The sequence below is a fragment of the Comamonas sp. Z1 genome, assembly GCF_008121555.1.
GTDB lineage: Bacteria > Pseudomonadota > Gammaproteobacteria > Burkholderiales > Burkholderiaceae_C > Comamonas > Comamonas thiooxydans.
The window spans coordinates 629,955-643,368 of the sequence record NZ_VOQT01000001.1 but is presented as its reverse complement, the minus strand read 5'-3'; the positions used below and the strand labels follow the sequence as shown (position 1 = coordinate 643,368).

8 protein-coding genes, 2 tRNA genes and 1 pseudogene are annotated in these 13,414 nt (G+C 60.2%); 4 read left to right on the top strand and 7 right to left on the bottom strand.

The window, feature by feature from the left end; all coding sequences use genetic code 11:
• Positions 1–412: 412 nt before the first annotated feature.
• Positions 413–562 carry a hypothetical protein gene (locus tag FSY45_RS27745; RefSeq protein ID WP_003066434.1) on the bottom strand — a complete coding sequence of 50 codons (150 nt, stop codon included), beginning with the start codon at positions 560–562 and terminating at the stop codon, positions 413–415.
• 1,347 nt (positions 563–1,909) lie between these two features.
• Between FSY45_RS27745 and FSY45_RS28150 the strand changes: the two are divergent.
• Together FSY45_RS28150 and FSY45_RS02825 are read left to right on the top strand one after the other, a co-directional pair.
• Positions 1,910–2,091, top strand: a pseudogene (locus FSY45_RS28150) (CsbD family protein).
• 184 nt (positions 2,092–2,275) lie between these two features.
• Positions 2,276–2,352 (top strand) — tRNA-Met (locus tag FSY45_RS02825).
• A 537-nt stretch (positions 2,353–2,889) separates the two neighbouring features.
• On the opposite strand, the gene FSY45_RS02820 is transcribed toward FSY45_RS02825, so the two are convergent.
• Together FSY45_RS02820 and infA are read right to left on the bottom strand one after the other, a co-directional pair.
• Positions 2,890–2,966 (bottom strand) — tRNA-Pro (locus FSY45_RS02820).
• Between the two features lie 71 nt (positions 2,967–3,037).
• A complete protein-coding gene (gene infA / locus FSY45_RS02815; protein WP_003056533.1) occupies positions 3,038–3,295 on the bottom strand; it encodes a translation initiation factor IF-1 in 258 nt (85 codons plus the stop codon).
• A 411-nt stretch (positions 3,296–3,706) separates the two neighbouring features.
• On the opposite strand from infA, the gene asd reads away from it, so the two are divergent.
• Positions 3,707–4,570: an archaetidylserine decarboxylase gene (gene asd / locus FSY45_RS02810; protein WP_003066437.1), complete on the top strand. Its 864-nt coding sequence runs from the start codon at positions 3,707–3,709 to the stop codon at positions 4,568–4,570.
• Between the two features lie 65 nt (positions 4,571–4,635).
• Here the strand turns inward: asd and FSY45_RS02805 are convergent, their stop codons facing one another.
• The 3 genes from FSY45_RS02805 to map form a co-directional block, all read right to left on the bottom strand.
• A complete protein-coding gene (locus tag FSY45_RS02805; RefSeq protein ID WP_003056528.1) occupies positions 4,636–4,896 on the bottom strand; it encodes a hypothetical protein in 261 nt (86 codons plus the stop codon).
• A 74-nt stretch (positions 4,897–4,970) separates the two neighbouring features.
• Complete coding sequence (locus tag FSY45_RS02800) at positions 4,971–7,613, bottom strand: [protein-PII] uridylyltransferase (RefSeq protein WP_046460707.1); 2,643 nt, start codon at positions 7,611–7,613, stop codon at positions 4,971–4,973.
• A gap of 190 nt (positions 7,614–7,803) precedes the next feature.
• Positions 7,804–8,616: a type I methionyl aminopeptidase gene (map, locus tag FSY45_RS02795; protein ID WP_034351652.1), complete on the bottom strand. Its 813-nt coding sequence runs from the start codon at positions 8,614–8,616 to the stop codon at positions 7,804–7,806.
• Between the two features lie 179 nt (positions 8,617–8,795).
• Between map and purL the strand changes: the two genes are divergently transcribed.
• The gene (gene purL / locus FSY45_RS02790; protein WP_046460709.1) at positions 8,796–12,806 is read left to right on the top strand and encodes a phosphoribosylformylglycinamidine synthase; all 4,011 of its coding nucleotides are present in this window, start codon (positions 8,796–8,798) and stop codon (positions 12,804–12,806) included.
• A 132-nt stretch (positions 12,807–12,938) separates the two neighbouring features.
• Here the strand turns inward: purL and FSY45_RS02785 are convergent, their stop codons facing one another.
• Positions 12,939–13,205 (bottom strand): hypothetical protein, encoded by a 267-nt coding sequence (locus FSY45_RS02785; protein WP_046460710.1) that lies wholly within the window; start codon positions 13,203–13,205, stop codon positions 12,939–12,941.
• Between the last annotated feature and the right edge of the window lie 209 nt (positions 13,206–13,414).

Here is a 13,414-nt window from a genome sequence, read left to right as displayed (position 1 = left end):
TGGAAAGAGGGGCTGTGGGCTGTTGGGGTTCACTAAATTCGAGGCCACATGAGGCTACAGAAACAACAGCCAGTTCAAGGCTGGCTAGGCATGGTAGGAGCTTCACTTGCTTACACATCGAATACCCGTAAGCAATTGAATAACCTAGACTTATTGCTATGAAAAAGTTACTTGGAGTCTCGGCATTTGCGCTGTTCTTGTCTGGCTGCTATGCACATCACGGGCATGGTTATGGGCACCGTCACCATGATGGGTACTACGGGCATCCGCACGGCCACAAGCATCATGGCCATCGGTCAGGTGGTCATGGAGGTGGGCATAAGCACCACGGCGGGCGTGGGAACGGTCGGCGCTAGACCTGAAACGCAAACAAAAAAGCCACCTTCGGGTGGCTTGGTTTATCTGGAAACCGTTAGAAAGCGTCGGCGCTGTACTCGCCTTCGGGTGGGGTCTGGGACAGTATCCGCAGAACCTCTTCGGGAGAGTGGGGGTCAGGCATTGGCGTCATGATCTCTTGATTCGTCGCTTTGAGTTCGGGATAGGCGGCGTACAGGTAGGTCATGGCTACTCCTTGCAGGGTGGATGGAAGCTGATGTGTTTCTTTTTAACGTTTGACTGTGTCAGTTCGTTGACAGGAATGTAAGTCGTGAGGTGTGCTTACAGATTCTCAGGCAGGCATTGCACGGTCCTGTCGTCCAGTCACTGGCTGTCTGCCCGGACAGGAAAGGCGGCGCGTGCAGCGATTCGGATCGCGCTGCCAGAGAGGAATGAAGTTGCGGAAGGGGGTATCCGCCCAAGCCGGGTCAGTGGCTCAGGGTATCGCGGCAGCGGAGGAGCGGGCAGCAAGCGCGATCGTGCCAAGTGGTTTAGCCATGGGTTTTCATCCTCTTCGGGATCGTTGCCGCAACGCAGGGCGGTGGATCAGTAGCGGTGATGGCCGGGTTTTGCTGGATGCTTGCCGTCAATCTGGTGCAGGACTCTGCCAGCCACATGCGGTGCGTGATGGCGCAGTCGAGAAGCTCTGGCCGGTGCTCCAGCCGGGAGACAGGCTTGTGATTGCGCAACGGTATTTGGCCGTGCTGCTGTGGCTGACGACTTGATTGGCTCGATCGTGGAAAAAAGGCTTGGCTAATAGGAGAGGGCCGCTGGCTAGCTAAAACGCTGCAAGCCCATGCTTGTCAGCGCCCCACGATGAAGAGGCGGTACAGCGACTCGCTGCACCATGGGATGAATCATAAATGCAATTGAGAATCGTTTGCAAATAACCGTGTAATTCTCAGGACTATAAAAAGAGAGGATCGATGCCTGGAGGCATGAAACTGAATGGCACCAAGAGTTGCCGGATAGATGCGGGCGCTGGGTTCAGGGCGGTTGGAAGAGGCTGCGAGGTGTCAGTGCCGAGGAGCGGTACCAGCCTCTGCGGCAAGAAGATGAGCCATTGCCTTCAATTCCGGACTGGGTGCTAGACAGGCTCAGCTTGTGCTACAAGCCGCGTCCATGAAGCTCCATCACGTGCTGTTTGCAGCCTATGTCCTGAAGAGTGAGCACTTGAACTCTGTGCGCTGGCGTCTGGTCAGGGCTGGCATGATGTCGAATCCACGGTTTGCGTTCCCTCTGGTCGATATTTCGGATGCTGCTGACGTATCTTGATAAGTAACGCCCCGATAGCGGCCATTCATCGCAATACTGAGGCGTATGCCCAGGCTGCCTGGGGTAGCCAGCGGCGTGACCATAGTTTCAAGCATGATCAGCGGGCGCCTTTGTTTTGCGTTTGCCGTTGTGAGCAATTGATAGCGCGCAAGGGTTTGCATCACATGGATGCCCTGGCAGGTCCCGCGGCCGTAGGCCTCACTAGCGCTTAACTTTGACTCAAGCCGCATTTCGCGGCTTTGTTCATAAGGAGGGTGTCATGAATACTGATCAAGTCAAGGGCACGTTGAAGGATGTGGCAGGCAGGATTCAGGAGAGGCTTGGTGAACACATAGACAGTCCTGAGCAAGAAGCCAGGGGATCGCAACGCAGGTTGAAGGCACCGCTCAGAAGAAGATAGGTGATCTGAAAGAAGCGATTCAAGAAACGACCAAAAAGTAAGCTGCACGAGCTCTAACGAGCAAAGTCCGCTAGGTTGGCCAACTGACTTTTGTGTTGCTTCCCGAGGGGATTCATTACTGAATATCTATTCATGCTGTAGATTTATACATATGTGCTACAATACAAGTGTCGGGGAAATCATGCAGGCGCCTAGGAATGGTGGTCGGCCCCCGACGCGGAATATCGCGAGGTGGAGCAGTCTGGTAGCTCGTCGGGCTCATAACCCGAAGGTCGTTGGTTCAAATCCGGCCCTCGCAACCAATAAAGCCCTGGCCGGAAACGGTCAGGGCTTTTTGCCATCTGTCTGTCATATTTCGAGAGCAAGATACGCATCGCTAGGTTCAGGTTGTAGCACTGAAAGATGGCTTAACCCCTGGCGCCAATTCCAAAGCCCTGGCCGTAGCAGCCGGGGCTTTTTCTTTTGTCTTCTGCCTACCGAAAGCTGGTTGCTGCGGCCCTGGTTCTGCCTCGACGGCTTTTCTTATTCCCTTAAGCCAGCCAAGGCCTCGCCCGGGTGGCATGTCGCGCGGATGATGCGGGCTGCTTCATCGCTCACGGAGAGCTCTTGCATGTGTCACTTTGGGCCGAAGGAGTGCAAGCTCGAATTAGGAGGGAGGCGTCAGCCTTCTTGCCATGAGGGCGCAAAGCATCGATGCTTCGTGCCGGCCTCAAAGAGGGTTAAGGCGGTTCTTAGTCTGCCAAGCCGCAAATAAATATGATGGCGCGTATAAGCCGGCAAGGTCGAGAAGCCTAGACAGACAAAAGGGGTTAGATCTTTCGATCTAACCCCTTGTCATTTGGTCGGAGCGGCGGGATTCGAACTCGCGACCCTCTGCTCCCAAAGCAGATGCGCTACCAGGCTGCGCTACGCTCCGAAGCCTCTATTCTAACTACAAAAAATTGCGCATCTTTTGAAAGTGGCGAATTTTTGATGATGAGGCGCTATTTATTTTGAACGAGGTGTCGTGGGGGCCGGGCCACGGTTGGCCAGGTGGCGGAAGGTAATACGGCCCTTGGTCAGATCATAGGGCGACATTTCCAGCGACACCTTGTCGCCAGCCAGAATGCGGATGTGGTGCTTGCGCATCTTGCCGCCGGTGTAGGCAATCAGTTGGTGACCGTTGTCCAGCGTGACGCGAAAACGCGAGTCAGGCAGGACTTCCGTCACGGAACCTTGCATTTCAATCAGTTCTTCCTTGGCCATTTGTTCAATCTCTTAGAAAAGGTCAGTTGCGGCGCTTGCTCGTCATCGCCACGGAAAAGGCCTGAGCAGAACAACTGCTCAGGCCTCAATGTGGCAAGGGCGCTGCGCTGTTTGCGCAGACCGAACAAAAGGCCGATATCCAATCAAGCCGTGCTGTGAAACAGCATTCAGCTAAACATTGGAATTGTAGCGTCTCGCCTTCGCTTATGCCCTCATAAAGGGGTAAAGCGTCGCAGCGATGAGACGGGGGCATGGGTCTTTGTCATGACGCTTGCATCATTGAGATATCGCGCCTGGGCGGTGGCCTGGATGGGGTAAAACGCCTGTAGCCCCCAAAGACAGCCGCCGCTGCCGTGGTCTTGGCTAGAATCCTGTTCGACAGCTCTATAACTTTGATAGCAAAATTCCATTGTGTCTGATCGACTCGCCGTACTTTCCCAATATTTCTTGCCCAAGCAGGCGCTGACCGCGCTGATGGGAAAACTGGCGCAAGCCGAGGCCGGCGGATTGACGACGGCAGTCATTCGTCGCTTTATCCAGCGCTACCAGGTGAACATGGCCGAAGCGGCCAATCCCGATCCTGCTGCCTACAAGACCTTCAATGCCTTTTTTACACGTGCGCTCAAGGACGGTGTTCGTCCTCTGGCGCAGGCGGACTGGATTTGCCCGGTAGATGGTGCGATCAGTCAGTTCGGCAGGATAGAAGGCGAGCAGATCTTTCAAGCCAAGGGGCATCAATACAGTGCGACTGCCCTGGTGGGAGGGGATGCGGCTCTGGCGCGCCAGTTCGATAACGGCAGCTTTGCCACGATCTATCTGAGCCCGCGCGACTATCACCGCATTCATATGCCCTGTGCCGGCAAGCTGCGCAGCATGACCTATGTGCCAGGGGATCTGTTCTCGGTGAACCCGGTTACCGCACGTGGCGTACCCGGCTTGTTTGCGCGCAACGAGCGCGTGGTCTGCGTGTTCGATACCGATCATGGGCCCTTCGTGCTGGTGCTGGTGGGAGCGACGATAGTGGGCAGCATGGCAACGGTGTGGCATGGCCTGATCAATCCTCCGCGTCCAGGCCATATCAAGACCTGGAATTACGAAGGTGCCGAAGCGGTGACGCTGGCTAGAGGCGAGGAGATGGGCCGCTTTCAGCTCGGCTCCACGGTGGTCATGCTGTTTCCTCAGGCTGCAGGCCTGCAGTTCAATCCGCAGTGGCAGCCGGCGGCGCCGGTGCAACTGGGCCAGATCATGGCCAATGCACAGGCCAAGCTGGGCTGATAGCCGGGTTCCATAGAAAAAGCCGCTGATGCCATGGGCGTCAGCGGCTTTCTTGTTTCGAGGGATCAAAGAAACCAAGTCAGTGGTTCAGGCCGGCGTTCGGTGGTGAACACCGTGGGGGCAAGACTCAGGCGATCGGGTTTGACCGGGTCGTCGTGACCTCGGAGGTAGACCATCAGTTCGCGTCTGCGCAAGATGACATGGCTGACGATTTCGCGTCGGCCATTCTGAGTGACCTCGGTGCCGGGGCGAAACAACGGCATATGAAACAGGCCACTGCGTGTGGTGGGCGGCGATGCCGCAACTTCATTGGAGGCGAGCTGCATGGGCTTTCCGTAGTAGTGGTGACTGCTTATCGGCAGCGAATCATCAAACTAAAGCCCGAATTGCCGGGCCTGGTTCAACCGGGCTGGGCCAGGGCCTTGAGCAGCTCGGTCTCCATGCGCAACTGGCTGTTGTTGTCCTGCAGCTCAGGGCCTTCGATGAGGAAGCTGTCTTCCACGCGCTCGCCCAGGGTGCTGATCTTTGCCAGGTGCACGCTGATATGGTGCTGGGCCAAAATGCGGGCAATGATGTAGAGCAGGCCGGCGCGGTCTGATGCGGAGATGGACAGCAGCCAGTGCTGGGCTTTTTCATCGGGGCGCAGGATGACGCGCGGGGCGAATGGAAAGCTTTTGACGCGGCGCGACAGCCGTCTTTGCGAGGGTGTGGGCAGCGGGCCGCCCCGCAGCAGTGTCTGCGTCAGATCGCTTTCCACCATGTGCATGAGCTCGCGATATTGCTCCTGCATGGTGGGGGCGACGACCTGGAAGGTGTCCAGCGCGTAATCGTTGTTGGCCGTGTGCACGCGCGCATCGAGAATGGAAAATCCGGCCCGGTCGAAGTAGCTGCAGATGCGGGCAAACAGATCGGGCTGGTCGGGTGCATAGACCAGCACTTGCAGGCCTTCGCCGGCCAGCGAGCGCCGGGCGCGCACCACGGGCTTGCCAAGGCCCACATGGCGCGAGAGATGGCGGGTATGCCAGGCGATGTCGGCCGCTTCATGGCGCATGAAGTAGCTCACATCCAGTGTCTCCCAGAGCTTCTTGTGGGACTCAAAGGGTTGGGCAGACAGGGCCAGTTGCACCAGCGCCTCACGCTTGCGGGCTTCGATTTCGGCGGCGGCATCCGGGGCGCGACCACCTAGCACACGCAGGGTCAGGCGGTAGGTGTCTTCCAGCAGCTTGCCTTTCCAGGCACTCCAGACCTTGGGGCTGGTGCCGCGAATGTCGGCCACCGTCAGCAGGTACAAGGCAGTGAGCTTGCGCTCGTTGCCAACGCGTTCGGCAAAGGCACGAATCACATCGGGGTCGGACAAGTCCTGCTTCTGGGCCACCTGGCTCATGGTCAGGTGCTCGCGTACCAGAAACTCGACCAGCTCCGCATCGGCCTTGTCGATCTGGTGGGCGCGGCAAAAACGCTTGACTTCGACGGCGCCGATCACGGAGTGATCGCCGCCTCGGCCCTTGCCGATATCGTGGAAGATGGCAGCCAGATACAGAATCCAGGGCTTGTCCCAGCCTGCGGCGAGCTGGGAGCAGAACGGATACTCATGGGCATGCTCGGCCATGAAGAAGCGCCGCACATTGCGCAGCACCATCAGTATGTGCTGGTCCACGGTGTAGACGTGGAACAGATCGTGCTGCATCTGTCCCACGATGCGGCGGAAGGGCCAGAGATAGCGGCCCAGTACCGAGGTCTGATTCATCAGCCGGATGGCATGGGTGATGCCGCGCGGCTGCTGCAGGATTTTCATGAAGGTGGCGCGATTGACCGGGTCGCGACGGAAGGCGCTGTCCATCACGTCGCGGCTGGCATACAGCGCACGCAGCGTGCGTGTCGACAGACCTGTCAGCCCCTCATGCTGCTCATACATGAGAAAGGTTTCGAGAATGGCATGCGGATCGCGCTCGTACAGATCGTCGCTGACCACCTCGATGGTGCCGGCCTTCTCACAGAAGCGATCATTGAGCTGAATCAGCTCGTGCGAGCCGGGGTTCAGGCGCTCTTCGATGCTCATGCGCACGATCTGGCACAGCTGGGTCACCGCCTTGGCGGCCCAGTAATAGTGGCGCATCAGGGTCTCGCCAGCGCGCATGGCCAGCTTGCGGCCCTCCGGCGTGGTGGAGCGGTAGCCGAAGGCTTCGGCCACGGCAGTCTGCAGGTCAAAGACCAGCCGATCCTCATGGCGGCCGGCAACGGCATGCAGGCGTGCACGGATCAGGCTGAGCAGGGATTCATTGGATTCGAGCTGCTGGACCTCGAAATGGGTGATCAGGTCTTGCTCGGCCAGCTCATGCCAGCTGTTGCCGAAGCCAGCGGCCTTGGCCAGCCAGAGCATGGTGTGCAGATCGCGCAGCCCGCCGGGCGATTCCTTGCAGTTGGGCTCGAGCGAATAGGGCGTGAAGTCGTATTTGGCGTGGCGCTGGCGCATTTCCAGCAGCTTGCCTTCGACAAAGGCCTTGGGATCGAGCTGCGCGCGGAACTCCTGTTCGAAGTCGGCAAACAAGGCCTTGCTGCCGGTGATGCGGCGTGACTCCAGCATGGCGGTCTGCACCGTCAGGTCCTGCGCAGCCTCCTGCAGGCATTCGGCGATGCTGCGCACGCTGGAGCCGATTTCAAGGCCTGCATCCCAGCAACTGCTGATGAACCGTTCGATGCTGGCCGCCAGTGCTGCAGCCGGCTGTGCACTGCTTTGGGGCAGCAGCACCAGCACATCGATGTCCGAGTAGGGAAAGAGCTGGGCGCGCCCATAGCCGCCGACGGCCAGCAGGGCCGCGCCTTGCGGCATCTGTGCGCGTTGCCAGAGGGTGCGCAGCAGACCATCGGCCAGTTCACTGAAATGGTGCAGCACTCCGCGCACGCTGCGTCTGCCCAGCGTGGGGTTGCGCAGCAAGTCCATTTGCCGGGCCTTGGCCTCGCGGTATTGCTCGCGCAGGCCCTGTAGCGAGGAGAGGTCGGAGACGTCGGCAGAGTTGGCGTAGGAGTGGGCAGAGGAGGTCATGCGCAGTAGAAAAAAGCGTTTCAACAGGGCAAGTGCTTGAGCGTCACCTTAACCCAACTGACTTGGGCTTGAGGCCTGTGATGGCAAAAAGATGAGCGCATGGCGCTTGCAGCACAAGGTCTACAAGCAAAAAATATGCCGCATCCGGCTTTGGCCAGATGCGGCATGCAGGTCAGCGGCAGCAATGCGCTCAGGTGCGGATGGCCGTGATGAAGTCGGGCGGGGTGGGCGAGCCATCGGACCAGGTCAGCACGTCATAGCCGGTCTTGGTGACGGCCAGCATCAGCTCCCACTGGGCGGTCAGGCTGCGATCCTTGGTGACCACGGTCCAGCCGTCGGGCATGGCCTTGATGTCGCGCTTGCCCAGATTCAGCATGGGCTCGATGGTGAAGACCATGCCTTCTTCCAGCACCACGCCTTCGCCGGGGCGGCCGTAGTGCAGCACCTGGGGCTCGTCGTGGAACACCTTGCCGATGCCGTGGCCGCAGTATTCACGCACCACGGACAGGTTGTTGCTCTCCGCATAGGTCTGGATGGCATGGCCGATATCGCCCAGCGTGGCACCGGGCTTGACCTGGGCGATGCCCTTCCACATGGCCTCGAAGGTCAGCTTGGACAGACGCTTGGCGGCAATCGTGCCTTCACCAATGATGAACATGCGGCTGTTGTCGCCGAACCAGCCGTCTTCGGTGATGATGGTCACGTCGACATTGACGATATCGCCCTTCTTCAAAGGCTTGTCGTTGGGGATGCCGTGGCACACCACATGGTTGACCGAGGTGCAGACATAGGCCGGGTAGGGCGTCATGCCTGGGGGCTGATAGCCCAGGCAGGCCGTCTTGGTGCCTTGCTCGGCCATGCGCTTGGCGCACAGATCGTCGATCTGCTGGGTGGTGATGCCGGGCTTGATGTGGGGGGTGATGTAGTCCAGCACATCCGAAGCAAAGCGGCCTGCAATGCGCATGCGCTCGATGTCTTCGGGAGTCTTCAGTGTGATGCTCATGGCCGCAATTATCCCATTGCGCGCTTGAACATGCAGGGCTTGTGGGTGTGAGCATTCGGACTAACCCCGAGGCACGGTAAAATCCGAGGCTCACCGAATTCAGCGCTTTGGCCAGGTCCTCTCAGGCAGGGGATTGACCAGGACGCTTTTCAACAGCCTTCACATAAACAGGCCGCCACGTGACATTGCATCTGACACAGTTTGAGGGTGGAAACGCCCTGAGCTCGTTCCGCGCCCAACAGCTTCTGACCGATCTGGTCGCCATCCACCCCAAGATCACCGGCGTATCTGCACGCTTTGTGCACCTGGTAGCCACCGAGGGCGCAGTTGCGTCCGCATTGCAAGAGCGCCTGTCGGCGCTCTTGACTTATGGTGACCCCTATACGGGCAATGCTGAAGGCCTGGCCTTCATCGTCACACCCCGCCTGGGCACTATCTCTCCCTGGGCCTCCAAGGCCACCGATATCGCGCGCAACTGCGGCCTGAATGTGTTCCGTGTGGAACGCATGACCGAGTATCGCGTGGACGTGAAGTCAGGCCTGCTGGGCGGCAAGCCCGAGCTCTCGCCGCAGCAGACGGCTCAGATTGCCGCCTTGCTGCACGACCGCATGACCGAGTCCGTGTTTGCGACACGTGCTGAAGCCGAGCAGCTGTTCACCACCCTGGCGGCACAACCCATGGAGTTTGTGGATGTGCTGGGCGGTGGCCGCGCAGCGCTGGAAACCGCGAACAAGCAATGGGGCCTGGCCTTGGCCGAAGACGAGATCGAGTATCTGGTCAACGCCTTCAACGATCTCAAGCGCAATCCCACGGATGTGGAGCTGATGATGTTCGCGCAGGCCAACTCCGAGCACTGCCGCCACAAGATCTTCAACGCCAAGTTCACCATCGATGGCGTGGAGCAGGAAAAGTCGCTGTTCGGCATGATCCGCAACACCGAAGCCTGCTCGCCCCAGCACACCGTGGTGGCCTATGCCGACAACGCTTCCATCATGGAAGGCCACGAGGTCGAGCGATTTGTCGCCAAGTTCGATGCCAAGGCAGACGCAGTCAGCGCGCCCAGCTACCAGAAGCAGGCGGCTACCAACCATGTGCTGATGAAGGTGGAAACACATAACCACCCCACGGCGATTTCGCCCTTCCCCGGCGCCTCGACCGGCAACGGCGGCGAAATCCGTGACGAAGGCGCAACCGGCCGTGGCTCCAAGCCCAAGGCCGGCCTGACCGGCTTCACCGTCTCCAAGCTCTGGGGCAGCGAAGTGGGCAAGCCCGAGCACATCGCCAGCCCGCTGCAGATCATGATCGAAGGCCCTCTGGGTGGCGCGGCGTTCAACAACGAGTTCGGTCGCCCCAATCTGACCGGCTATTTCCGCGAGTACGAGCAGCAGGTCGGCGATATCACACGCGGCTACCACAAGCCCATCATGATCGCCGGCGGCCTGGGCGTCATCGATTCCGAACTCACCAAGAAGATCGAGTTCCCGGCGGGCACGCTGCTGATCCAGCTGGGCGGTCCCGGCATGCGCATCGGCATGGGTGGCGGTGCGGCAAGCTCCATGGCTTCGGGCACCAATGCAGCAGAACTGGACTTCGACTCGGTGCAGCGCGGCAATCCCGAGATCGAGCGCCGTGCGCAGGAAGTCATCAATCATTGCTGGCAGCAGGGCGCAGGCAACCCCATCCTGGCCATCCACGACGTGGGTGCCGGTGGTATCTCCAATGCCTTCCCCGAGCTGACCAATGATGCCGGGCGCGGTGCACGCTTTGACCTGCGAGCCGTCAAGCTCGAAGAGTCCGGCCTGTCGCCCAAGGAAATCTGGTCCAACGAATCGCAGGAGCGTTACGTACTGGCCATTGCCCCCGAATCGCTGGAGCAGTTCACGGCCTTCTGCGAGCGCGAGCGCTGCCCGTTTGCCGTCATCGGCACGGCCACCGAAGAGCGCCAACTGGTGCTGGAGGACACGGCGGTCGAGTCCGGCGACCAGAAGTTTCCCGTGGACATGCCCATGAACGTGCTGCTGGGCAAGCCGCCCAAGGTGCACAAGGATGTGAGCAGCGTGGAGCGCCAGCTGCCCGCCATGGACCTGACCGGCGTGCCGCTGGAAAAGGCTGTGATCGAAGTGCTGGCCCACCCCACGGTGGCTTCCAAGCGTTTCCTGATCACCATTGGTGACCGTGCCGTCGGTGGCCTGACCCATCGCGACCAGATGGTCGGTCCCTGGCAGGTGCCGGTGGCCGACGTGGCCGTGACCCTGGCCGACTACAAGGGCTTCAAGGGTGAAGCCATGGCCATGGGCGAGCGCACACCGCTGGCCGCCATCGACGCACCCGCCTCGGGCCGCATGGCCGTGGCCGAAGCCATCACCAATATGCTGGCCGCCCCCATCGAGCTGTCCAAGGTGAAGATGTCGGCCAACTGGATGGCCGCCTGCGGCGAAGCCGGCGAAGACGCTGCGCTGTACGCCACCGTCAAGGCCGTGGGCATGGAACTGTGCCCCGCGCTGAACATCTCGATTCCCGTGGGCAAGGACTCCCTGTCCATGCGCACCCAGTGGAGCGAGAACGGGCAGACCAAGAGGGTCACCTCGCCCGTGAGCCTGATCATCACCGGCTTTGCCGCCATCGACGATGTGCGCACCACGCTCACGCCCCAGCTCAACGCCGAGGTGGAAGACAGCACCCTGGTGCTGATCGACCTGGGCCGCGGCAAGATGCGCATGGGCGGCTCCATCATCGGTCAGGTGCTCAATCAGTCGGGCAACGAGGTACCGGATTTGGACGAGCCCAAGGATCTGATCGCCATGGTGGATGCAGTGAATGCGCTGCGCGCCAAGGGACTGATCCTGGCCTACCACGACAGGGGCGACGGCGGCCTGCTGGCCACGGCCGCCGAAATGGCCTTTGCCGGCCATGTGGGCGTGGCCTTGAATGTGGACATGCTGATCACCGAAGGCGATGGCATCTCCGACAGCCGCATGGACAGCGGCGAAGGCAAGAACTGGGGCAAGCAGGTCTCCGGCCGTCGCGAAGACCTGACCCTGCGCGCGCTGTTCAACGAAGAGCTGGGCGCCGTGCTGCAGATCAGGACCGAGGACCGTGCCGAAGTGCTGCAGGTGCTGCGCGAACATGGCCTGATCCAGTGCAGCCATGTCATCGGCAAGACCCGTCCTGCTTCGTCCCCTGTGGACGCCGGCAAGGGCGAGCTGCAGGTGTGGCGCGATGCGAACAAGGTGTTCGGCGCAAGCCTGTCCGATCTGCACCAGGTCTGGGATGCCGTGAGCTGGAAGATCACCCAGCAACGCGACAACCCCGTTTGTGCCGACAGCGAGCATGCTGCGGCGGGCGAGCCTGCCGACCCCGGCATGCATGTGCATCTGACCTTCGACCCTCAGGAGAACGTGGCAGCGCCCTTCATCAACGTGGCTGCCAAGCCCCGCGTTGCGGTGCTGCGCGAGCAGGGCGTGAACTCCCATGTGGAAATGGCCTACGCCTTCACCGAAGCCGGCTTTGATGCGGTGGACGTGCACATGAGCGACCTGCAGTCCGGTCGTGCGCAGCTCAAGGACTTCGCCGGTGTGGTGGCCTGTGGCGGCTTCAGCTACGGCGACACCCTGGGTGCGGGCATTGGCTGGGCACGTTCCATCACTTTCAACGACCGTCTGTCCGAGCAGTTCCAGGCCTTCTTCGGTCGCAGCGACACCTTCGGTCTGGGCGTGTGCAACGGCTGCCAGATGTTCGCCGAGCTGGCCGATATCATTCCCGGTGCGCAGGATTGGCCGCGCTTCACGCAGAACCAGAGCAACCGCTTCGAGGCGCGTCTGAGCATGGTGGAAGTGCTGGAGTCGCCCAGCCTGTTCCTGCAAGGCATGGCCGGCTCCCGCCTGCCCATCGCCGTGGCGCATGGCGAGGGTTATGCCAACTTCCAGTTCCGTGGCAATGCCGAGCAAGTGGTCAAGGCCATGCGTTATGTGGACAACCACGGCCAGCCTACCGAGCAGTATCCGTTCAACCCCAACGGCTCGGCCGGTGGCCTGACAGCAGTGACGACGGCCGATGGCCGTTTCACCGCGATGATGCCTCACCCCGAGCGCGTGTTCCGCAACGTGCAGATGAGCTGGACCTCGGGCGACAAGTCTGAATTCAGCCCCTGGATGCGCGTCTGGCGCAACGCCCGCAAGTGGCTGGGTTGATTCCCTGGCACTGCTAGTGCAATCAAAAGGCTCTGCATTCTGCAGAGCCTTTTTTCATGGTTCATGGTCTTCCCGGAGGCCGACTTCAAGGATCGGATGAACTGCTTTCCGCGTCCTGTCGGAAGCGTAGGTCTAGATCGTCTCCAGTTGCTGCATCAGATGCTGGCGCATCAACTCGGCCATCTGCGCGGCTGGCTTCGCATCTATATGCCAGCGGCCATAGCTGGTAAGGATATTGAAGCCTCGCCGCATGTCCGGCACATGGTGGCTCAACGCATAGCCGATCAACTGCGCTTGGTGGCAGGCAATCTGGGCTTGCGGCACGGTTGCCGGCACCAACGAAGCTGCTGCCGCAAAAGCCTTGCCATCGGCATGCTGATCGAAAATGTTCTGGCTCATGACTCAAAACTCCAGTCGGGCCTGATCTGCAGGTCCTGGCGTTGGTGTTGAATAGCACATGCTTTCAGCTGCGCCGATTTGCCCGCGACAGTCGTGCATGGATAGCTGATGCTTTGACAGCATCAAGTCCGTAAACGCCGAATTCAGACAAAGGCTGAAATTGTCGAGCGCTACAGAACACATTCGTAGAGTGCCTGTTGTCGTAGCAG